The organism is Stappia sp., from assembly GCF_048268045.1.
In the GTDB taxonomy this organism is placed as follows: domain Bacteria; phylum Pseudomonadota; class Alphaproteobacteria; order Rhizobiales; family Stappiaceae; genus Stappia.
In genome coordinates, this window is the sequence record NZ_JBLWWG010000001.1 from 492,344 (window position 1) to 512,927 (window position 20,584).

Genomic DNA, 20,584 nt, shown 5'->3' on the forward strand with positions numbered 1-20,584 from the left:
GACGCCGGCCGCTGCCCGCCCCCGGCAGCCGATCAACGCTTTTTGCATAGCTGATCTGCAACACTGCCTCTTGCGTAGGCGGGTTGTGCACTGCATATAAGCAGCAGGCTGTTGGTCTGCTTCGTCGCTATCTCCTCCCAGCGACGTCTGATGCGACCAGCTGTTCCCCTCTGGAAGGTGATTGCGCCACTTAGGTGGCATAATCGAATAACTGCCGGGTCTTCGGACCCGGCATTTTTTTTGCCCGCCAGGGAAAGACTTGAACTCCCCCTCAAAAAGACGAAACGCCCGGCCCTTTCGGTGCCGGACGTCTCTGCCGTGGTCGTGTTTTGCTTGCAGCGCGAGCGTGCGGTCACATGTAGAGGTTCTCACCCTCCAGCCCCTTGTAGAGGCCAGCCACCTGCTCGCCGTAGCCGTTGAAGAGGCGGGTCGGCACATGCTCGCCGGTCGCGAGAAGCTGCTCGCGCGCCTGGCTCCAGCGCGGATGCGGTACCTGCGGATTGACGTTGGCCCAGAACCCGTATTCCGAGGCCGCTATCTGCTCCCAGAAGCTCTGCGGGCGCTCTTCCGTGAAGGAGAAGCGGACGATCGACTTGATCGACTTGAAGCCGTACTTCCACGGCACGGCGAGACGCAGGGGCGCGCCATACTGCTTGGCCAACGGCTTGCCGTAGACACCCGTCACCATGAAGGCGAGTTCGTTCGTCGCCTCGGCGAGCGTCAGTCCTTCGACATAGGGCCAGGGATACCAGTCCGCACGCTGGCCGCTGGCCACGTCCGGATCAAGAAAGGTCTCCATGCGGAGATACTTCGCACCTGCCTTGGGGCCAGCGAGGCTTACGAGATCGGCCAGCGGAAATCCGGTCCAGGGCACGGCCATAGACCAGGCCTCGACGCAGCGGTGGCGGTAGAGGCGTTCTTCCAGCTTCATCTTCTTCAGCAGGTCGTCGATGGCAATGGTCTGCGGGTTGTCGCAAAGACCGTCGATGCGGACTTCCCAGGGACGGATCTTCAATGCCTGAGCCGCAGAAGCGATCTGCTTGTGGGAGCCGAACTCGTAGAAATTGTTGTAGCGGGATGTAAGCCGCTCGGGCGTAATCTCCCGCTCGATCACATAGGCATCGTTGCGGGCAGCCGGATAGAGACCCGCGCTAGGGTCCCCCTCGGCAAAGGCGGGTCGGGGCATGGCGACGCCGGACAAGATCGCCCCGGCTCCCGCGGCACCGGCGAGAAAGGCACGCCTATTCAGGAACGCCGCCTCCGGTGTCGCCAGGCGCTCCGGCATTTCCCAGCTCCGCTTGCGGATGATGTTCATCATGCTCTCCATGCCTCCTGGCGCCGCCGGTTGCGAACACCGCAAGGCCTGAGTAACGCCGACAACTGCTCGCGTGCAAATCAAGCCGAGGTGAAGCCGCCGCGCATCAGACCTACATCGCCCCTTTGATCCGGTAAATTCCACCCTCCTCCTCGTCGGTCGAGAACCAGAGCCCGCCGTCAGGCGCATTGCGCAGGGTGCGGATGCGGCCATAGTCGCCCTGCAGGATCCGCTCCTCGCTGACGACCTTGCCGCCAACAACCTCGAGCCGCGAGATGAGCTGGTCCTTGAGCGCGCCGACGAAGAGATCGCCGGACCACACCGGAACCGCGTCTCCCGTGTAAAAGGCCATACCCGAGGGGGCGATGGAGGGATCCCAGTGATAGAGGGGCGGCTCGTAGCCTTCCGCCTGCGTACCGATGCCGATGGGAAGGCCGGAGTAGTGCCGCCCGTAGGAAACGATGGGCCAGCCGTAGTTTTTCCCGGCTTCCGGCCGATTGATCTCGTCGCCCCCGCGCGCACCATGCTCGACCGTCCACAGCAGGCCGGTGCCAGGCTCGATGGCCGCGCCTTGCACATTGCGGTGGCCCACAGACCAGATCTCCGGCAGCGCCGCCTTGCCGTCGGCAAAGGGATTGTCCGCGGGAACACCTCCATCGGCCGTGACGCGCAGGACCGAGCCGGCATGATCGAACGGGTCCTGCGCCCGATCCGCCTCGCCCCGGTCGCCGAGCGTGACGAAGACAGTGCCGTCCGGTGCGGGAACCACACGCGAGCCGTAATGACGGCCGGAACCGGTCTTCTTCGCCATGCGGGCGATGACGGTAACATCCTCCAGCCGCGCGTCACCATTCGCACGCACAAGGCGCGCGCGCGCCGCGGCCGTTCCCGCGCCTGCCGCGCCCGGTTCGGAAAAGGTGAAATAGACAGTGCCACTCTCGGCGAAGTCGCCCGCGACCACGAGATCAAGCAGGCCGCCCTGGCCCGCCGCCCGAACCTCGGGCACTCCGGAAACAGTGATCCGCTCCGTACCATCCGCCGGCACCAGGATCATGCGCCCCTCGATCTCGTTGACGAGGATCGAGCCGTCGGGAAGAAAGTCGAAGCCCCACGGATAGGAGAGCCCCGAGACGACCGGCGTCACGACGATCCGTGTCAGATCGGTCGCATGCGCGAGCGGCTCGGCCCGCACCGCTGTGACGGCGACGGGCACCGCCAGGGCCGTTGCAAGAAGAAGAAATCGCACGGACAAGAGAGCCTCCAGGTTTTCGCCGCCACGCCCAGTTCGTCATGTAGGCGGGATCTGCCGCGGATCCAGTCGGCAGCGGCCCCGGAGCCCTGCGACCGCGAGCGCCGCGAACCGCAGGGCAGTCTGGCGTGGCGCGTCTCTCAGGCGGCGCGCCGGCCGTGGCGGGCAAGAACCTGATCGGCCGCCTTCCCCGTGAGTTCGGCCAGATGGTCGAAGCGCGAAGTGAAAGTGGCAACACCGGCTGTCGCCGAGCGCAACTCGATGATGAGCCCTTCCATCTCCGTTTCCGGCAACAGGCAGCTCACCTCGTCCCACCCGGACCATCCCGGGCGCGCATCGAAGCCGAGCAACTGTCCGCGCCGGCTGGAAACGATGGCGTTGATCCGCGCGGTTGCCTCGCTCGGGCAGCTTATCGTGACAATCAGGACCGGCTCGAGCAGCACCGGCTGACAATTCGGAAGTCCCTCGCGAAGGGCCTGGATCGCCGCCATGCGGAACGCCTGGTCCGAGGAATCGACACTATGGAACGAGCCGTCGGTGAGCGTGACGGCGAGATCGACCACCGGAAAGCCGAGCGTCCCCTGGGCAAGCGCCTCCTCCACACCGGAGCGAACGGAAGGGATGTACTGCTTGGGCACGACACCACCGGTGATCGTATCGGCAAATACGAGCCCCTCGCCACGCGGCAGCGGACGGATATCGAGCGCCACGTCGCCGAACTGGCCGTGACCTCCGGACTGCTTCTTGTGCCGCGCACGCACGCTGGTGCCCGTGCGGATGGTTTCCCGGTAGGGGATGGCAGGCGTTTCGGTATTCACCGACAGGCCGTATTTGCCCGCAAGCCGCTCGAGCGCCACCCTCAGGTGCATTTCGCCCTGCCCCTCGAGAAGCGTCTGGGCGCTGTCCTGCTGGTGGGTGATCACCAGGCTCGGATCCTCCTCGCCAAGCCGGGCAAGCGCGGCCGAAAGCTTGACCTCGTCGCGCCGCTCACTCGGCGAGACCGCAAGCCCCATGACCGGGGCCGGCGGGACGAGGGGAGCAAGTTGCACAACCGATCCAGTCGCGCTCAGCGTCTCCCCGGTCAGAACCTTGTCGAGCTTGCCAAGGCCGACAGTCTCGCCGGCCACAGCAGGGCCCCGCTTGGCGGCCTGCTGGCCGGTGACCCGGTAAAAGCCGGAGATACGCGCCTCACCGCCGTCCTCGCGGCACACGGTGTCCGCATCACCGAGACGCCCGCTGAGCAGGCGGGCGAGCGAGAGCTTGCCGGCGTGGGCCGTGTGCACGGTCTTGAGGATCTGCACGATCGCCGTGTCGCCGGCGACGAGCCCAAGCCGCGCCCGGGTCACGGCGATGCCGGGCGCCTCGTGGCGCAGGGCCTTCAGCAGCCTGCCGATACCGTTGCCGCGTTCGGCCGAGCCGAAGAACACCGGCACGATGAAGCCTTTGCGCATCTCCCCGGAAAGATCGGCGAAGACATGATCGGTGCGTGGCTTCTCGTCCTCCAGAAGGGCTTCCATGAGGTCGTCGTCATGATCGGCGAGCGTTTCCAGCATCGAGAAGCGCGCTTCCATCTCCCGCGCCTTCGCATCGTCGGGAATATCGATCACCTCGCTTTCCGCATTCTCGCGAAATACATGGGCCCGCTCCAGCGCCAGGTCGACATAGCCAACCGCCGTTCCATCCCGCCAGATCGGGATCTCGCGCAGAACCAGCGGCACCGCCGAGGCCGGCTGCAGCATCGCCAGAACGTCACGCATGCGCGCCGCGGACCTATCGATCTTGTTGAGGAAGAGAATGCGCGGGATGTTGCGGTCTTCAAGCTCCTTGAGGATCACCTGCAAGGCCGGGACCTTCTTCTCGTCCGCCTCGGCAACGACGATGGCGAGATCGACGCCGGCAAGAACGCCGAGGCTCTCGGCGAGGAAGTCCACCGCGCCGGGGCAATCGAGGAAAGTGAAGTTGTCGCCGAGATAGTCCGTCGAGGCGACATTGACCTCGACGCTCATCGTATGGGCGCGCGCCTCTGGCGCGCCGTCACCGACACTGGTGCCGGCAGGAACACTCCCCTGTCTGGCAATGGCCCCGGTGCGCGCGAGAACAGCCTCCAACAGCGTGGTCTTGCCACTGCCGAAGGGACCGACGATCCCGATGCACCGGGGCCCGACCTCTCTGCCGCCTTGTTCGCCTTTTCCGCCCATGATCGCGTCTCCTTCTCCCCGGCCCGCCATGCAAGCCTCGTGGTTGTCGAAGGAACCGGTGCGGTCCTGACCGGCAAGTCCGCATACCGGTACCGCCGCCCGCCGGACCGCGGGCGGACATTCATCGTCGCCGAAACGGCAGGAAACGCAAGGGAAACCGATACTGCGGCGCAACATCGAAGGAAGGGGACGGGGTGGCTGTCGCGCGAAAAGAAAAGGGCCGGCGACGCAATGCCGACCGGCCCCGATCACAATGAGATGCGGCACGCCCGCGAGAGCGGGAAAGCGCCGCGCTGTCCTACTTGAGGTTGCCGCAGAAGCGCTGGATGCGCGTGCAGGCTTCCTCGAGCGCCTCGGTCGAAGTGGCGTAGGAGATCCGGAAGTTCGGGCCAAGACCGAAGGCCGAGCCCTGAACCACCGCCACGCCTTCGGTCTCGAGCAGCTCCGTGACGAAATCCTCGTCGCTCTCGATGACCTTGCCGGACGGCGCCGTCTTGCCGATCGTGCCGGCGCAGGAGGGGAACACGTAGAACGCGCCTTCCGGCACCGGGCAGGTGATGCCCTTGGCCTGGTTCAGCATCGAGACGACGAGATCGCGACGGCCCTTGAACACCTCGTTGTTCTTCGGGATGAAGTCCTGCGGTCCGGTCAAAGCCTCGACCGCCGCCCACTGTGCGATGGAACAGGGGTTCGACGTGGACTGCGACTGGATCTTCGCCATCGCCTTGATGAGCTCGGCCGGACCGGCCGCGTAGCCGATGCGCCAGCCGGTCATGGCATAGGCCTTGGAAACACCGTTGACCGTCAGCGTGCGGTCATAAAGACCGGGCTCCACCTGGGCCGGCGTGGTGAACTCGAAATCGTCGTAGACCAGGTGCTCGTACATGTCATCGGTCATCACCCAGACATGGGGATGACGCATGAGCACATCGGTGATCGCCTTGAGCTCGGCGCGCGTGTAGGCGGCGCCCGACGGGTTCGATGGCGAGTTGAAGATGATCCACTTGGTCTTCGGCGTGATCGCCGCCTCGATGGCCTCCGGCGCGACCTTGAAGGTCTGCTGGTCGGCGTCGACGATGACCGGGCTGCCGCCTGCGAGCAGAACCATGTCCGGATAGCTCACCCAGTAGGGTGTCGGCACGATGACCTCGTCGCCCGGGTTCAGCGTCGCGACCAGCGCGTTGTAGAGCACCTGCTTGCCGCCGGTGCCGACGGTGACCTGACCGGCCTCGTAGGACAGGCCATTCTCGCGCTTGAACTTGGCGACGATCGCCTGCTTCAGCTCGGGAATGCCATCGACGGCCGTGTATTTCGTCTTGCCTTCATTGATCGCGTTGATCGCCGCCGTCTTGATGTTCGCCGGCGTGTCGAAGTCCGGTTCTCCGGCTCCAAGTCCGATAACGTCGCGACCCGCCGCTTTCAGCTCCCGTGCCTTGTTGGTAACGGCAATGGTCGCGGACGGTTTGACGCGCGCAAGCGCGTCGGCGATGAAGGCCATGATGATCTCCCGATGAGGCCCGATGGGCGGTAGGATGTGCAAGCGCGGACCCTACTGCCGGCGGCGGAAGCGTGCAAGGGTGGATCTCGCCGCTCAGCCCCGTCGGACGGCGTTCAGCCGGCCAGAACGCCCCCGTCACACCGCACCGCGTGCAGACGGATATCCGCCTCGCCCAAATGTAGGCCAAGCGTCGAGAGAAGCGAATTCACCACCGCATCGAGCGGCACCGCCACCCCCTCGAGCGTGTTAACGAGACCGGCCGCGACATTCGCTTCCGTCAGCCCCAGGCCGAGAAGCCGGACATCGAGGTCCAGATCGCCGAGCAGAGAAGAGACCACCGACTGCAAGATCGTCGTGGTGCTGACGCTCTTGCCCGGCGTGCGGCCGATGTCTGCACGCGAGAACGACAGGATCTTCTCCTGCACGCTGCCGGCTTCCACATGGGCAATACCGCGAACGCGAATGAGCGGCAGCACTGCGATGTCGGCTTTGGAAACAGGGGGAAAAACCGAAAAATCCGCCATCGTCGCCGTATCGATCTCTCCGATCCAAAGGTCGGCGATCCCCGGCCTGGCCGCGATCCTGACCGCCACGCCACCGCCCGGCAGGCAGGCGATCCTGTCCAGCGAGGCGCGCGCGTGTGCCAGGTCGAGATAGAGCGGCAGCTTGAGCGAGATTGTCGAAAACAGCCCCTTGCCACCGATCTGGGCGACGAGACGCAGGCGCGTTTGTGCTGTCGAGACGCTGGTGTCGCGCTGACCAACAGCCATCATCGATGTTCCCTGCATCGGCTCACCGATGGCAACGACTGCCTTGACGCTGGAAAGCCCGGGAATGGCGATCGACAGGTTAAGCTCCACCTGCCGCCCTCCGTTGGCGAGAACCGTGGATGCGGAAACGAGATCAAGCGCGGATGCCGAAAGGTCAAAACCTTCCGCCGGGTCGCCGATGGCAAGCTCGGCGAAGGGGCCAGCGTCGACGAGAAACGAAAGCGGCACGGAAATGCCGGACCCGGCCGCCTGGCCCAGCCTGCGCAACGCAACGGAGGCGGCGGCATCGCCCTGCGCGGCGGAGATGTCGGCAAGCACCTTCATCAGTTCGCCGACCGTGACGGAACCGGACAGCACCTCACCATAGGTTCCGGCGGTGACCGCCCCACTCGTCGACAGTCCCTGAAGGGCCTCGGCGATCCGCAGGTCGACATCGGCCAGCGCCCGGTAGTCCATCACCGACAGGTTTACGGACCCGCCGACCAGCGCGCCCAGCAACTGGTTCGCGACACCGCCCTTCAAGGACGCGAGCCTGCTGCCGATGCTGAACGAGGCCAGTTCCGCGCTGGCGGCCACGGCGGTGACACTGATCTCAGGTTGCTGGGCGTCGAACACGCGGGCGAAGAAGATCTTGCCCGGCTGACTGAGGTTCACGCGCACCGCATTGTAGGGCAGACGCCCCGCTGTGAAGCGCTGATCGGGCTCCACATCCGGATCCGCGACGTAATTGCCCCGCACGACCTCATAATCGGCCAGGACCTGATTTGCCGCGAGCGTCGCCTCGACCCGTTCCTCGGCCCGCGCGATGTCGCCTGCTCCGGCGATGGCCGCAAGATCGGCCCCGCCCTGCAGGACACGGCGCTCGAAGTAGAGCGAACCGACGTCGATGGCCAGGGCGGTCACCCCGATCATGAGCAGGAAGAAGAAGCCCGCCATGAGGGCAATGGTTCCGGAGGTATCACGGCCGAAATCACGCAGGCGGCGGCGAAGAGACAATCCCATGACACGCTCCCTCGCCCGCACTCAGTAGCCGCCACGCGAAACGATGGCGACGCGCTGGATCGTTTCGCTCGGCAAGGGAAGCATCGGCCGCATCTGCCAGATCGGAAGGTCGCCGGCGTGATAGGTCACGACGACGCGAAACTGACGTGCATTTCCAGGAAGAGGGCCAGCGTCCACGGCCACCTTGGCGCCGTCGATGAGGGCATAGGACCCCGCACTTGCCGCGATATGCGTACGCACGATCCGTTCGCGCTCCGCATCGGACAATCCCGCAACCGAGGCGCGCGCCGCATCCGCCGCGATCTGCGCGACGCTGTGCGCCGCGCCGAAGTAAATTCCGTAGGCCAGGATGCCCAGCATGATGAGAAGAAAAACCGGGACGACGATTGCGAACTCAACAGCAGCCGCGCCGGATTGGCTTTCGAGGAAAACTCGATCTTCTTTTCTTGTCATGTCGAACTCCCAACATTGAAGTTCCCTCCCGCCTGTCGCCGGTTCGAAAAATCGAAAAACCAGCATGTAAATATTTTCCCCTACGGCAATTCCACGCTCGAAAAATGAAGAGAAAGTGAATATTCCACCAACCCTGGGTAAGTCGGAATTGCTACATGTGATTGCATTTTCCCGACATCGCACCAGTCAATTGAAATTCAAATACTTCGCCTCCCGCTGCACACGCGGCGCTCGGAGAAGTTTTTTTCAAAAAACAGCAAGTACCGCTGCTCTCGGGCAGAGCCTCTGGAGACTCGGCACGCGCGAAGGCGTCCGGTCGGGGCGACCGGAGACGGGAGCCTTAAGCATCACCCCCAGGCGGTGCCCGGCTTAGTGCTTGCTTTCGATGAGGAGATAATGCGCGGAGCCGGTTTCCATCAGCGTCACGCGCAGCCGCTTGCTGCGCGACACGCCGTCGAAGCCGCTGACCGTCGCCTGAACTGGCGTCGTCGCCCCCTTGCGGGCGTGATCGAGCAGGGTCATGAACGTCTTCGGATGCAGCATAGTCTCGGTGATCGGCGCCGATTCCATCAGCTGCTCGCTGATGGCGAAGGTCTTGCGCGCCGCGGCATTGACCGCGACGGTCATGCGGGTCTTCACGTCGACCACAAGCGTCGGCGCGTTCACGCAGTTGAACACCTGCATGAAATCAACCGCACTGGAGGTGACCTTTTCCGCCGAGAAAACGACGCCGCCGAGTCCGGAGGACACCCGGAACGGAACGATCGAGAACGTCAGCGTCATCGAGTCGCCCGAGGACAGGAAGAACCGCTTGTTCCCCTCCATCGGCGCCCGTCTGGCCAGTGTCGTCAGCACGACGGACGTCAGCGTCTTGCCGACGCGGTTGGGGATGTGGGCGATGTTGCGGCCAACGCACAATGAGGCATCGGCTATGTGGAACAGCGACACCAGCGCATCATTGGCGTAGCGCAGGTAACCGAAGCTATCGACGACGAGAACGGCCTTCTCGCTGCTCTCGACCAGATGGCGGATGAGCGGCGCGACACCGCGCACGGCCGAGCCGGTCCCCTCCTCCTCCTGCTCGCTGTCGGCAACGGCAACGATAAACGTGCGCCCGCCCTCGGCCTGGTAGCGCATGGCCGACAACGTCAGCCCGGTGCCGACCTCGCCGCCGCCAAGCTCGGCCGGACCGGATGCACCGTATTTCACGGCCTGCTGGATGAGGCCCAGAATCTGCTTCTGGTCGTTTTGGGCGAGAAGGCGCAATGCGCTCGAAAGTGGCGCCTCGTTGAGACCGGCGCGCGCGGCGAAATCAAGCGTCTGAGATTCCAGCCAGACGATCCGCTTGGCCTGGATATCAACCATGAAGAAGCCGAGACCGGCGAGCGAAAGGGCCGCGTCGGCGGCACCGGGCGCTCCCGCGGGCTGGCGCGGGCCACGGTCCGCTTCAGGGCTCGCCTGCGGCTCCGGCTTCTCCAAGGATTCCATCATCAATCTTCCGACTTAGGCTCCCGACGGCACCGTCGCGCCAGGCGCTCACTTATGCCAAGGATCATGGGCGAAAGCTCCTGCCAATCGGTAAAGGGGCCGGTAAGAATGTGGAAATGTATGTGGCGGGAGCGCCATGATCTGCCTTCAATCCGCCTACAAATGACACAGGAAGCGCCCGATTGGCGACCTTGCGAAGCCCCTTTCGCCCGTCACCTTCAACGCATCGACCAAAAGCGAAACGCGGAGCAGTCAGATGCGTTCCCCCAGTTCCTCCCCGCGCAAGTCCGTTCTCTCCGGCACCGCCAAGCCGCGCCGCTGGCGCAGGCTTGCCGTTCCAATGCGCGCTGCCCTGGTCGTCGCCATTGGCGCCCTGCCGGCGATCTTCATTGCCTCCAGCGCACGGGCCGCCGGCGCGACCGCTGCCGACGACTGGACGATGGGCGTTCTCGCGCTCGCCTTCGGCTCGATGCTGCTGCTGCTGTCGATGCTGGCCCGCCACATGGTGCAGGGCCTGAAGGACGGAGCCGAACGCGGCAAGCGCCACGACAGAGGTTTCTACTGATGCCCCGTGCCCTTTCCCTCCCCTCCCGCCCCTCGACGCGCGGCGAACGCGGCAGCGAGGAAAGCGCCGCGGCGATGCTCGGGCTGGCGGTTGCCCTCGGCCTCCTGTTCGCGCTGTCTCTGACGATGTTTGGCGGACCGCTCGCCCATACGCTAAAGCGGATCGCCCCGGCCGAGCAAGCCGCGACGGAAACTCCCCCGCAGAGCCGCTGATCGAGGCAACCGCCCGCCGCGTTCCGTCCACACCTCCCCCACCCGCCATTGCGAAGCACGCGAAAACGCGCGAAACATCGGGGAACGATGCGGGAGGACAGGATCCGTCCTCTCCACCCCGACAGGGAGCTTGGAATATGGCGGTCGATCTCAGCCTATCACCGGACACGATCCGGATGCTGATCCAGAAGGCGCGTGCGGTCTCGGGAGCCCTCGAAGACAGCTTCGAGGACGGCAACGACCACGAGGTTGAGTTCGACGAGGACACGCTCACCGACAGCCACGCCCACGACGGGCTCGCCGAGGAAGAGACCGAAAATCTCAGCGAAGAGGAGCTGCGTGAGCTGATCGAGGACCTCAACGTCGACGAGGCCGCAGAGCTCGTCGCCTTGCTGTGGATCGGTCGCGGCGATTTCGACGCGGAGGATTTCCAGCAGGCTGTGAACGAGGCGCGCGAGCGCGCCGTCGGCTCGACCGCCAAGTATCTGCTCGGCATGCCGCTGATGGCGGATCACCTGGAAGCAGGACTCGACGCGCTCGAGCTTTGACCCCGGCAGTCAAAAATGATCGGGACGCGGGCGGGCGAGGGTCATGGACCCGCCCGCCCGTTTACCTTTTCAGTCACGAACCGCGCGACCGCAGTGTCGCGCGGTTCGTGACTGAAAAGGCTTGGAAATCCACAGCGAGTTGCAAAATATCTGAATAACCCGACAGGCGCGCAATTCGCCTCTTTACTCTTCGTTAACCAAAACACTTAACTTTTCGTGCGTGGCAAACGGCGGAGAGTGCGCATGAGCTTCACCAACCGGACTGACGCAGACACCCTTTCCGTACGCAGGGTCTCTCCCTGGCCGACAGCCCTCTGGGTCACCTCGGCGACACTTGCCCTGACCTTCGTGATCTGCTTCGCCTTTCCCAACGGCTGAACGGACCGAATGGCGCTTGCGGCACCCGGCGCTTTCGGATAGCCGATCTGAATGAGCCGACTTGCCGCAAATTGCCTTCTCCTTATCGCAGCCCTCATCTGGGGATCGGCAATCGTCGCCCAGTCGACCGCGATGGATCACCTGGGGCCGTTGACCTTCACGGGGATCCGCTTCTCCATCGCAGCCCTTGTGGTGCTGCCCTTCGCCCTGCGCGAAAGGGGACCCGCGCCGCTTGCCCCCCGGCATTTCCTGCGTTTCACCCTGCTCGGACTGATCTTCTTTCTCGGCATCACGCTGCAGCAGGTCGGCCTGACGACGACAAGCGTCACCAACGCCGGCTTCCTGACGGCGGTCTACGTTGTCCTGACACCCGTCATGGCCGCGCTGATCTTCCATGAGCGGCCGCATGTCATCGTCTGGCCGGCGTCCCTGGTGACGCTCGCCGGCATCTGGATGCTGGGTCGCGGCTCGCTCGGCACGCTTGGCAGCGGCGATGTTTTGATGCTCGTCTGCGCGATCTTCTGGGCCCTGCACGTCAGCTTGATCGGCCGGTTTGCCGCCACCAGCGGCCGACCGCTGGCGCTGTCGGCATGGCAATTCGGCGTGACCGGCCTCGTCGCGCTTCTGCCGGGCCTGTTCCTCGAGCCGATAACGCTGAGCGATATCGCCAGCGCCTGGCCGGAGCTTCTTTACACCAGTGTGATTTCGGGATGCCTCGGGTTCACGCTTCAGGCGCTTGGGCAACGATGGACGGGCTCCGTCGACGCCGCGATCCTGCTGTCGTCAGAGGCTCTTTTCGCCGCACTCTTCGGCGCGCTCCTTCTCGGCGAGAGGCTGACGCCAACAAGCCTCGCCGGCTGCCTGCTCATCTTCGCCGCGATCCTGGTCGTCCAGCTCGCACCGCTCGTCGACGCCCGCCGCGCGCGCCTGCGCCGCGCCTGACGTCGAATCGAGCCCCAACACGGAAAGACCCGCCGCCATGACCGAAGAGACAGGCACCGCGGTTTCTCCTTGCGCGCCGCCGCCGCCCCCGGGCGACGACGCAGCCAGTGCCCGCGCCGACCGATCAGGCCGGCTCGACTGGCTGGATGTGGCGCGCGGCATCGCGCTGCTGGCGATGGCGGTCTACCATCTGTCCTGGGACCTTTCCTGGTTCGCGCTTGTCGACTGGCCCGTCGACCGCGGAGCCGGCTGGCGCAGCTTCGCGGCCGCGATCGCCGGGTCCTTCCTCTTCCTTGTCGGTGTCGGGCTGGTGTTGTCGCATCGGCGCGGCATCCGCTGGAAGGCGGCACTCCTGCGTGCCGGGCGCATCGCCCTTGCCGCCGGCGCGATCAGCCTCTCCACCTGGTACGCGCTCGGCGACCAGTATGTCCGCTTCGGCATCCTGCACGCCATTGCCGCCGGTTCTCTCATCACGCTTCCCTTCGTCTTCGTGCCGCCGCCGCTGACGCTTCTCGCAGCCGCCGGCGCGCTGGCGCTGCCGCGCGTGCTCAGCCTCTCCTTTGCCGGAGACGACTGGTTCGGCTGGACGGGCCTTGTCGCCACCTCGTCGCCGTCGGTGGACCACGTCCCCCTGTTTCCCTGGCTCGCCCCGATCCTCGCCGGCATCGCCATCGCCCGCCTCACGCTGTCCACGCCAGCATGGGCAAGACTTGGCACATGGCGGGCGAGAGGCATCGGCACACGGCTCACGGCCTTTTTCGGCAGGCACTCGCTCGCCTTCTATCTCCTGCATCAGCCGCTTCTCTACGGCGCGGTGTGGGCCGCCGTTTCCCTCGGCGTCGCTCCGGATCCGGCAGAAACGGCCTTCCTCGAGCAATGCGAGATGAGCTGCGCCATCCTGGAGCCCGGAGAGGCGGAGGCAGAGGGCAACGTCCCGCCGCCCGACTGCGCCGAGATCTGCCGCTGCACGCTCGACACCCTCTCCTCGGAAGGGAGCTGGGTCCGCCTGCTGGAACACAGCGAGGACCCGACTTTGAACTCGGCCATCAGCAACGCCTACGGGCAATGCACGCGCGCAACGACCCTCTCCGACGACTAGGTCAACGGACCTGGATCGCGGGAACGTGATCCCGGTCACAGCTCCCCCTGCCCCGATGGGGCACGCTCATGCTAGAGTTCTCGCGGTTGCGATGAGGATCAGGATCGCAACCGAAAACGCACAGGGCTGCAATCGGGACGAAGGGGGAGGCAGAACCATGCGGAAGCGGATGTCAGGCGGAAAGGCCGCTGCCGGTTGCCGAGTGCCGACATCACTGACCAGCCCTCCCTCGCTCACGCTCCGCGCGTTTTCCCGGCCCCACCCCTGCTCGCCGCGATGTCCCCGCGTGCCGCCAACCTATCGCCAGCCAACGAGAATCGCATGAACACGTCTGACCACACCTCCGAAGGACACTGGGCAATCGGCCTGATGACCGGCACCGTCCTCGATGGCAACATCGACATCGCCATGCTGCGCACCGACGGCGAGCGCGTGTTTGCCTTCGGCCCCTGGAGACTTGCCCCCTATCCCGACGGCCTGAAGCCGCTGCTGGCGACAACGCTCAAGGAGGCCGCGCTGTGGAACTTCGAGGGACCGGAGCCTGACATCTTCGCCGAGGCGGAGGCGCGCGTCAGCGAAGCCCAGTCGCAAGCGGTGGCCGACTTCCTCGCAGAGCACGGGATCGGCCACGACGAGATTGCCGCTGTCGGCTTCCATGGACAGACCGTGCTGCACCGCGCACCAACCGGCGGCGCCTGCGGCCGCACCCGCCAGCTCGGCAACGGCACGTTGATGGCCGAACGCCTCGGAATACCCGTCGTCAACGACTTCCGCAGTCACGATATGACGCTCGGCGGCCAGGGCGCGCCGCTCGCCCCCGTCTATCACACCGCGCTCCTGCGCTCGATCGGCGCCGGTCCGGAGACCGCCGTTCTCAATCTCGGCGGCGTCGGCAACATCACCTGGGTCGACGAGGACGGGTTGCCGCATGCGTTCGACACGGGCCCGGCCAATGCTCCGCTCAACGACTGGATCGGTGCCCACGGCCTCGGCGACATGGACCGGGATGGCAAAATCGCGGCCAGCGGCCGGGCCGACCGCGACCGCCTCGCGCGGCTCCTCACCCATCCCTATCTCCATGCGCCCTACCCGAAGTCCCTTGACCGCAACGACTTCACCTCGGCGATGGCCGACGGTCTGTCGGTCGAGGACGGAGCAGCGACGCTGACCGCCTTCACCGCAGGCGCCGTCGGTGCGGCGCTCGACCGGCTGCCACGTCGTCCCGCCCGCGTCATTATCTGCGGCGGCGGCCGTCGCAACCCGCACCTGCTGGAGGCGATCCGCCAGGAAGCCCGCGTCGATGTCGCCGTGGCCGAGGATGTCGGCTGGCGCGGCGATGCGATCGAGGCCGAGTGCTTCGCCTTTCTCGCGATGCGGGTGCGCGCCGGACTGCCAATCAGCTTTCCGCTCACCACGGGCGTCGCCAGCCCCGCGACCGGTGGGCGGATCTGCCATCCGCCGGCGCGAAAAGCATCCTGAGGCGACACATGACGCCCGCAACGCTCGCCCAGATAGCCCAGATGCCCGGCGCCTCCATCTTCGCCGCCCCCCGAAGCGACAACAAGGATCGACCAGAGCGATGAGCAACTTCGCCAGCCGCGAGCTTCCCCCCACCCGCGCGGCGACAATTCACCTGCGCCGCCGGTCGCGTGCGGTCGCCTTCGGCATGCGCCTTTCCGTTACGGCCCGAAACGTATATGCAGGGCGTCATCTGATCGTCAGGCCTGCCGGCCGCCCCATGAACCGCCTTGTCACCTCGAGTTGGCCCGTGAAACAGACCGCTTCCCTGTTGCGCCTGGGCGCGATCGCCCTCGCCCTGTCCCTGCCGTTTGCAGGAGGCCCGCTTGCCCCCGTCCTGGGTATCGAGGCAGCACAGGCCGCGACAAAGGTTCCCGCCGGCAACCGCAACGCATCGCAACCACGCATTCCGTTCGCCTCGGCGCGGCGGACGGCCGCAAGCCGGTCCGCCTATGACGCCAAGTTTGACAGGATCGTCAGTGTACTTCGTCGCGACACCCGGCTGATCCGGGACATCAAGAAAGCGGCAAGCGCCTACGGAATCGATCCGATCCACATGCTGGGCGCGATTGTCGGCGAGCACACCTATAACTACGACAGTCTCGACAGCGCCCAGTCCTACTATGTCAAGGCGCTGAGCTACGCCGGCATCCGCATGGAATTTTCACTGGGCGGGGTCCATGTCGCCGACTTCGTCCAGCGCCCGGAGTTCAAGCGCTGCAATGCCGGCTCGCAGGAAAGCAACCGCCTGTGGTCCTGCTACCAGCGGATCTGGAGAGCCAGGTTCCAGGGCAAGCTGGTCGATGGTGTCCGCTATCCCGGCAAGAACTTCAACGAAGCCTTCTTCCAACCGCTCTTCGCCGGCCAGAGCTTCGGGCTCGGCCAGCTCTCGCCGCTGACCGCGCTGATGATGAGCGACCGGGTCAACCGTACCAGCGGCTATCCCAAGCTCTCCGTGCGCAACGAGCAGGAGATCTACCGGGCGACGATGGATCCGGGCAAGTCTCTCCACTACATGGCCGCTGTCCTGCGCGACGCCATCGACGCCTACAAGAGCGTCGCCAATGTCGACATCTCGGGAAATCCGGGCCTGACTGCGACCCTCTACAACCTCGGAGATTCATGGGATCGCGCCGCCGCGTTCCGCCGGCGGCGGGCTGCCGGCGGCGCCCGCTGGCCAGAGGAAAATTATTACGGCTGGCTGGTCAACGACAAGATCGAGGTGCTTCAGGGCCTGCTCTAACGGACGTGGCCTGCCCGGACCGCGAAGGCCGCCGAGTTCCGCTCGCGGCCGGCGTCATTCCATCCAGCAGACTTCCTTCATCACCTTGACCAGCTTGCCCGTCTTGGGGTCGCGCACCGGCGTCGGCATGACGTTGCAGACCTTCACCCGGGCCTGGAACGCCGACCGGCCGCCGCGAATATAAGGCCCGCCGCGGGCCTCGTCGCGATTCAGCCGGTCGATCAGCATCTGGCGGTCGGTGAAGTCCCCAGCCCGCGCCGCCTGCGAGGCGGCCAGAGCGGCGGCAATGAGGGCGAAAATGGCAAGCTGCTTGATCATGTCGTTGGCCCTTCCGAAGCGCGCCGCCTCAGCGAAGAAACGGGTTCGTCTTTCTCTCGTGACCGATCGTGGAGGCCGGGCCATGGCCCGGCAGGAAGCTGACGTCGTCGCCAAGCGGAAGAAGCTTGTCGCGGATGGAGGCGATCAGCGTCTCGTGGTTTCCACCGGGAAGATCCGTGCGTCCGACGGAGCCGGCGAAAAGCACATCGCCCGAAATCGCGAACCTCAGCTCCGGCTCGAAGAAGACCACATGACCGGGTGCGTGTCCGGGACAGTGAAGCACCTGGAAACTGCGACCGGCAATCGACATCTCGTCACCCTCTTCCAGCCAGCGGTCGGGCGTCACCACGCGCACGCCGTCGACCCCGAACTGACGCGCCTGTTCCTCGACCCGGGCGATCAACGTCTCGTCGGCCCTGTGCGGCCCCTCGACCGGCACGGAAAGCCGCTCCGCGAGTTCCGCCGCACCACCGACGTGGTCGATATGGCCATGGGTGAGGACAATCTTCTCGACCTTGACGCCATGCTCCGCCAGGACTTCCAGGATCCGCTCGACGTCACCGCCGGGATCGACAACCGCGCCAAGCTTCGTCTTCGGATCGAAGATCACCGAGCAGTTCTGCTGAAAGGCCGTCACGGGAATGACGACAATCTGTACGGGCGGTTCTGCCTGATCGGTTTCGGACATGGTGCGAAGCTCTTTCGGCGCTGGAGGGAGCTGCTGAGCGGACGGGTGGCCGCAGCCTTCGGTATCCATTCAGGTAACCCGCCCCCCGCCGCTTGACAACCATCACGCAAGCGAGGGCTCCATGCCCTGTCAATTTCCGCAATTTACGGCAGGAATGGGCGGGGATTCACTCTGGAGAACCTGCAAGCTATGGCGTTTCGCAGGGTTTTCCTTGCCCGAACCACGTCTCCACACGTATGATGCGTGCGCGATTGGCAAGGATGTGGCGGCGGACAAGGTCTGGGATGTGACGGTTAGGATGTTCGGCGTTCTTGGTGCCGAACATGCGGGGACGGGAAAGAAGTTCTCTCGTGCCTGGCGTCAAGCGGCTGGTGATACAGGGGGCAACGCCCATTGCGGATCGCCTGATGCCTGAACCCCCAGCACTCCCGCTCCTTTGTCCCGGAAGCCTTTGGGCCTGGACCCCTTGGTCACGGCCCGAGCGACGGGTGCGACATCCCCAGACAGACGCGGCGTGAACAGGGCGTGGCCGGGCAAGATTGCGATCATACCGGACGTCGCCAACACATTGACCAGCGAGCCCGGCGGAGCAGCGGGTTCATACAGGGTGAATTTAACATGGATGACTGGCGTTCGGACAACCGTCGGCAAGGCAGACGGCGCGGTGGTTCGAAGGACTTTGGCGGCGATCCGGAAGAATTCGGCGGTGGTAACGACCACGACAAGCGCAACAAGCCCGAGCGCGGCGGGCGGCGGGACAGCTTCAGCGAGACGAGCTGGGGTGCCCCGGGCGAAGAGACCGGCGGTTTCCCTGCCGGTGATCGTTTTGGCGGTGGCGACCGCTTTGGTGGCGGCGGCGGTGAACGCGCCAGCGGCGGTGGCGACCGCTTCGGCGGCGGCGGTGATCGTTTCGGCGGCGGCGGCAGCCGTTTCGGCGGCGGTGATCGCAGTGGCGGCGGTGGTCGCTTCGGCGGTGGTGATCGCGCCGGTGGCGGCGGCCGCTTCGGCGGTGGTGATCGCGCTGGCGGTGGCGGCCGCTTCGGCGGCGGTGATCGCGCCGGCGGTGGCGACCGTTTCGGCGGTGGTGATCGCAGCGGCGGTGGCGACCGTTTCGGCGGTGGTGATCGCAGCGGCGGCGGTGACCGTTTCGGCGGTGGTGATCGCAGTGGCGGCGGCGACCGTTTCGGCGGTGGCGAGCGCGGCGCACCGAGACGTCCGCCTGTCGAGCGCGGCCCGCGTCAGACTGGCGTCGTGAAGTTCTTCAAGGCGGACAAGGGATTCGGCTTCATCATGCCGGACAATGGCGATGCGGACGTCTTCGTTCACATCTCCGCCGTGGAACGATCCGGCCTGACAACCCTCATGAGCGACCAGCGCGTTTCCTTCGAAACCGAGCCGGATCGACATGGCAAGGGTCCCAAGGCCGTTGAACTGCAGATCGAGGAAGACGGCGGCGAGCAGGCCTGAGGCCTGCCCTCCCTGTCCGGGTTCCGGAATGCGGCGGCCTTTCGCGGGCCGCCGCATTTCTTTTCTGTCCCCTCCTCCCCTTCCCCCGAAAGCAGTGGCGAGACCTTTACAGGACCGCCGTCGACGCCCTATCCCGGAGCTGGCTTCGTCTGCGGACGCCGGCCCCGCATTCCCAGATCGCACCGGACCGTACCCATGGTGGATATCAGACCCTTCTCCCGCGCCGACACGGATGCCGTTCTCGCTGTCAACGAGGCCAGCCTTCCGGCGGTCAACAGCATAGGCGCGGCCGAATTGCATGCGCTGGCGGATGCCAGTGTCATGACCCTCGTCGCGGTCGAGGACGAGATCCCGGTCGGCGTGCTGATCTGTCTCGACCATACCGCGACCTACGACAGCCGTAACTTCGCCTGGCTGAAGCGCGAGGTCGGCGAGTTCCTCTATGTCGACCGCATCGCGCTGGCGCCGTCCGCGCGGGGCAAGTCCTATGGCCAGAAGCTCTACGAGGCCGTTCTTGAGCGCGCGGTGGCGGATCCGCGCAACGCTGCGCTGCCGCTTGCCTGCGAAGTCAACACCCGCCCGGCCAACCCGGGTTCGCTGCGTTTTCATTCCCGCCTCGGTTTTTCCGAGATCGGCGCCGCCGACCATGGCGACAAGGCGGTTGTTTTTCTAGCCCGCCCCGTGGCGGCCATACTCAAGGAGGCCGGACAGTGAACTACCGCCACGCCTTTCACGCCGGCAACATCGGCGATGTGCTCAAGCACATGGTCTTCGCCCGCGTCATCACCTACCTGCAGTCGAAACCCGGCGGGTTCCGGATTATCGACACACATGCCGGCCTGGGCCGCTATGACCTGACAAAAGGCGATGCGCAGCGCACCGGCGAATGGCGCCAGGGCGTCGGCCGAGTGCTCGAAGCCGACATGCCGAAGAAGGTCGCCGAGATCCTGGCACCCTGGCTCGACGTCGTGCGCGGCATGGAGGAGAACGCGAAAAAGCTCTCCGTCTACCCGGGATCGCCGCTGCTTGCCCGCAAGCTGATGCGCGAGCAGGACCGCCTGACGGTCACCGAGCTGCATCCCGACGATTTCCAGAAGCTGGCCGAGCTTTTCGCCGGCGACGTTCACGTCAAGGCGATCGAGCTTGACGGCTGGAACGCCTTGCGCGGCTTCGTGCCGCCGAAGGAAAAGCGCGGCATCGTGCTGATCGACCCGGCCTTTGAGGAAACCAACGAGTTCGAGAAGCTGGCGACCGGCCTCTACAAGGGGTGGCGGCGCTGGGGCACAGGCTGCTTCATCGCTTGGTATCCGATCAAGGACAAGAAGACCGTGAAGCGCTTCTACGACGCGATGAGCGTTTCGGGCATCGAACGGATCATGGTCGCAGAGCATTTCGCCGGGCAGGCGCGTGCCGACGGTCCGATGATGGGAAGCGGCCTGATCATGATCAATCCACCCTGGACGTTGAAAGGCGAACTCGACACCGTTCTGCCCTGGCTGACGACGACGCTCGCGCAGGGCCGAGGCGCGGACTGGCGCGTTCTCCAGCTCACGGGCGAGAAATGATCCGCGTGGAGCCCCTCCCGCCAGCTTGACCGCCAAGACGCACTGCCGCATCGTGCATTCGAAGCAGC

Annotated in this window: 21 protein-coding genes; 11 read left to right on the forward strand and 10 right to left on the reverse strand. The window is 65.4% G+C overall.

The window, feature by feature from the left end:
• Positions 1-352: 352 nt before the first annotated feature.
• From msrP to ACN0WF_RS02235, 7 genes are all read right to left on the reverse strand, one after another.
• Positions 353-1,315 carry a protein-methionine-sulfoxide reductase catalytic subunit MsrP gene (gene msrP, locus ACN0WF_RS02205; protein WP_417771213.1) on the reverse strand — a complete coding sequence of 321 codons (963 nt, stop codon included), beginning with the start codon at positions 1,313-1,315 and terminating at the stop codon, positions 353-355.
• 112 nt (positions 1,316-1,427) lie between these two features.
• The gene (locus tag ACN0WF_RS02210) at positions 1,428-2,561 is read right to left on the reverse strand and encodes a PQQ-dependent sugar dehydrogenase (protein ID WP_417771129.1); all 1,134 of its coding nucleotides are present in this window, start codon (positions 2,559-2,561) and stop codon (positions 1,428-1,430) included.
• A 143-nt stretch (positions 2,562-2,704) separates the two neighbouring features.
• Positions 2,705-4,762: an elongation factor G gene (locus tag ACN0WF_RS02215; protein WP_417771130.1), complete on the reverse strand. Its 2,058-nt coding sequence runs from the start codon at positions 4,760-4,762 to the stop codon at positions 2,705-2,707.
• Between the two features lie 298 nt (positions 4,763-5,060).
• Positions 5,061-6,260 (reverse strand): pyridoxal phosphate-dependent aminotransferase, encoded by a 1,200-nt coding sequence (locus ACN0WF_RS02220; RefSeq protein WP_417771131.1) that lies wholly within the window; start codon positions 6,258-6,260, stop codon positions 5,061-5,063.
• A 113-nt stretch (positions 6,261-6,373) separates the two neighbouring features.
• Positions 6,374-8,032: a TadG family pilus assembly protein gene (locus ACN0WF_RS02225; RefSeq protein WP_417771132.1), complete on the reverse strand. Its 1,659-nt coding sequence runs from the start codon at positions 8,030-8,032 to the stop codon at positions 6,374-6,376.
• A gap of 21 nt (positions 8,033-8,053) precedes the next feature.
• A complete protein-coding gene (locus ACN0WF_RS02230; protein ID WP_417771133.1) occupies positions 8,054-8,551 on the reverse strand; it encodes a TadE family protein in 498 nt (165 codons plus the stop codon).
• A gap of 303 nt (positions 8,552-8,854) precedes the next feature.
• Entirely contained in the window at positions 8,855-9,976 is a 1,122-nt protein-coding gene (locus tag ACN0WF_RS02235; RefSeq protein WP_417771134.1) for a hypothetical protein, read from the reverse strand.
• 253 nt (positions 9,977-10,229) lie between these two features.
• Here ACN0WF_RS02235 and ACN0WF_RS02240 point away from each other — a divergent pair, with 253 nt between their 5' ends.
• The 8 genes from ACN0WF_RS02240 to ACN0WF_RS02275 all read left to right on the forward strand — a co-directional run bounded on the left by ACN0WF_RS02240 (position 10,230) and on the right by ACN0WF_RS02275 (position 16,478).
• Positions 10,230-10,538: a hypothetical protein gene (locus tag ACN0WF_RS02240; RefSeq protein WP_417771135.1), complete on the forward strand. Its 309-nt coding sequence runs from the start codon at positions 10,230-10,232 to the stop codon at positions 10,536-10,538.
• Entirely contained in the window at positions 10,538-10,750 is a 213-nt protein-coding gene (locus tag ACN0WF_RS02245; protein WP_417771136.1) for a hypothetical protein, read from the forward strand. The genes ACN0WF_RS02240 and ACN0WF_RS02245 overlap by 1 nt, the downstream gene beginning before the upstream one ends.
• A gap of 137 nt (positions 10,751-10,887) precedes the next feature.
• Complete coding sequence (locus ACN0WF_RS02250; protein WP_417771137.1) at positions 10,888-11,298, forward strand: DUF3775 domain-containing protein; 411 nt, start codon at positions 10,888-10,890, stop codon at positions 11,296-11,298.
• Between the two features lie 243 nt (positions 11,299-11,541).
• Positions 11,542-11,676, forward strand: a complete 135-nt coding sequence (locus tag ACN0WF_RS02255; protein ID WP_417771138.1) for a hypothetical protein — start codon at positions 11,542-11,544, stop codon at positions 11,674-11,676.
• 51 nt (positions 11,677-11,727) lie between these two features.
• Positions 11,728-12,618, forward strand: a complete 891-nt coding sequence (locus tag ACN0WF_RS02260; RefSeq protein WP_417771139.1) for a DMT family transporter — start codon at positions 11,728-11,730, stop codon at positions 12,616-12,618.
• A gap of 37 nt (positions 12,619-12,655) precedes the next feature.
• Positions 12,656-13,717: a DUF1624 domain-containing protein gene (locus ACN0WF_RS02265; RefSeq protein ID WP_417771140.1), complete on the forward strand. Its 1,062-nt coding sequence runs from the start codon at positions 12,656-12,658 to the stop codon at positions 13,715-13,717.
• A 321-nt stretch (positions 13,718-14,038) separates the two neighbouring features.
• Positions 14,039-15,196, forward strand: a complete 1,158-nt coding sequence (locus tag ACN0WF_RS02270; protein ID WP_417771141.1) for an anhydro-N-acetylmuramic acid kinase — start codon at positions 14,039-14,041, stop codon at positions 15,194-15,196.
• 289 nt (positions 15,197-15,485) lie between these two features.
• Positions 15,486-16,478, forward strand: coding sequence for a DUF1402 family protein (locus ACN0WF_RS02275; protein ID WP_417771142.1), 993 nt, complete (start codon positions 15,486-15,488; stop codon positions 16,476-16,478).
• A gap of 54 nt (positions 16,479-16,532) precedes the next feature.
• Here ACN0WF_RS02275 and ACN0WF_RS02280 read toward each other — a convergent pair whose 3' ends face one another.
• The 3 genes from ACN0WF_RS02280 to ACN0WF_RS02290 all read right to left on the reverse strand — a co-directional run bounded on the left by ACN0WF_RS02280 (position 16,533) and on the right by ACN0WF_RS02290 (position 18,810).
• Complete coding sequence (locus tag ACN0WF_RS02280) at positions 16,533-16,796, reverse strand: hypothetical protein (RefSeq protein WP_417771143.1); 264 nt, start codon at positions 16,794-16,796, stop codon at positions 16,533-16,535.
• Between the two features lie 28 nt (positions 16,797-16,824).
• Positions 16,825-17,484: an MBL fold metallo-hydrolase gene (locus ACN0WF_RS02285; protein ID WP_417771144.1), complete on the reverse strand. Its 660-nt coding sequence runs from the start codon at positions 17,482-17,484 to the stop codon at positions 16,825-16,827.
• 360 nt (positions 17,485-17,844) lie between these two features.
• Positions 17,845-18,810 (reverse strand): hypothetical protein, encoded by a 966-nt coding sequence (locus ACN0WF_RS02290; protein WP_417771145.1) that lies wholly within the window; start codon positions 18,808-18,810, stop codon positions 17,845-17,847.
• Between ACN0WF_RS02290 and ACN0WF_RS02295 the strand changes: the two genes are divergently transcribed.
• From ACN0WF_RS02295 to ACN0WF_RS02305, 3 genes are all read left to right on the forward strand, one after another.
• Positions 18,775-18,951 carry a cold-shock protein gene (locus ACN0WF_RS02295; RefSeq protein WP_417771146.1) on the forward strand — a complete coding sequence of 59 codons (177 nt, stop codon included), beginning with the start codon at positions 18,775-18,777 and terminating at the stop codon, positions 18,949-18,951. The genes ACN0WF_RS02290 and ACN0WF_RS02295 overlap by 36 nt on opposite strands.
• 195 nt (positions 18,952-19,146) lie before the next feature.
• Entirely contained in the window at positions 19,147-19,665 is a 519-nt protein-coding gene (locus ACN0WF_RS02300; protein WP_417771147.1) for a GNAT family N-acetyltransferase, read from the forward strand.
• Complete coding sequence (locus ACN0WF_RS02305) at positions 19,662-20,516, forward strand: 23S rRNA (adenine(2030)-N(6))-methyltransferase RlmJ (protein WP_417771148.1); 855 nt, start codon at positions 19,662-19,664, stop codon at positions 20,514-20,516. Before ACN0WF_RS02300 ends, ACN0WF_RS02305 begins: the two co-directional genes overlap by 4 nt.
• Positions 20,517-20,584: the final 68 nt, after the last annotated feature.

Bases quoted from the DNA above. Each gene is read 5' to 3' on its own strand.
- ACN0WF_RS02260 (WP_417771139.1), top strand. From the start codon at position 11,728: ATGAGCCGACTTGCCGCAAATTGCCTTCTCCTTATCGCAGCCCTCATC.
- ACN0WF_RS02285 (WP_417771144.1), bottom strand. From the start codon at position 17,484: ATGTCCGAAACCGATCAGGCAGAACCGCCCGTACAGATTGTCGTCATT.
- ACN0WF_RS02225 (WP_417771132.1), bottom strand. From the start codon at position 8,032: ATGGGATTGTCTCTTCGCCGCCGCCTGCGTGATTTCGGCCGTGATACC.
- ACN0WF_RS02300 (WP_417771147.1), top strand. From the start codon at position 19,147: ATGGTGGATATCAGACCCTTCTCCCGCGCCGACACGGATGCCGTTCTC.
- ACN0WF_RS02215 (WP_417771130.1), bottom strand. From the start codon at position 4,762: ATGGGCGGAAAAGGCGAACAAGGCGGCAGAGAGGTCGGGCCCCGGTGC.
- ACN0WF_RS02270 (WP_417771141.1), top strand. From the start codon at position 14,039: ATGAACACGTCTGACCACACCTCCGAAGGACACTGGGCAATCGGCCTG.
- ACN0WF_RS02220 (WP_417771131.1), bottom strand. From the start codon at position 6,260: ATGGCCTTCATCGCCGACGCGCTTGCGCGCGTCAAACCGTCCGCGACC.
- ACN0WF_RS02245 (WP_417771136.1), top strand. From the start codon at position 10,538: ATGCCCCGTGCCCTTTCCCTCCCCTCCCGCCCCTCGACGCGCGGCGAA.
- ACN0WF_RS02255 (WP_417771138.1), top strand. From the start codon at position 11,542: ATGAGCTTCACCAACCGGACTGACGCAGACACCCTTTCCGTACGCAGG.
- ACN0WF_RS02235 (WP_417771134.1), bottom strand. From the start codon at position 9,976: ATGATGGAATCCTTGGAGAAGCCGGAGCCGCAGGCGAGCCCTGAAGCG.
- ACN0WF_RS02265 (WP_417771140.1), top strand. From the start codon at position 12,656: ATGACCGAAGAGACAGGCACCGCGGTTTCTCCTTGCGCGCCGCCGCCG.
- msrP (WP_417771213.1), bottom strand. From the start codon at position 1,315: ATGAACATCATCCGCAAGCGGAGCTGGGAAATGCCGGAGCGCCTGGCG.
- ACN0WF_RS02280 (WP_417771143.1), bottom strand. From the start codon at position 16,796: ATGATCAAGCAGCTTGCCATTTTCGCCCTCATTGCCGCCGCTCTGGCC.
- ACN0WF_RS02295 (WP_417771146.1), top strand. From the start codon at position 18,775: ATGCCGGACAATGGCGATGCGGACGTCTTCGTTCACATCTCCGCCGTG.
- ACN0WF_RS02230 (WP_417771133.1), bottom strand. From the start codon at position 8,551: ATGCTGGTTTTTCGATTTTTCGAACCGGCGACAGGCGGGAGGGAACTT.
- ACN0WF_RS02240 (WP_417771135.1), top strand. From the start codon at position 10,230: ATGCGTTCCCCCAGTTCCTCCCCGCGCAAGTCCGTTCTCTCCGGCACC.
- ACN0WF_RS02250 (WP_417771137.1), top strand. From the start codon at position 10,888: ATGGCGGTCGATCTCAGCCTATCACCGGACACGATCCGGATGCTGATC.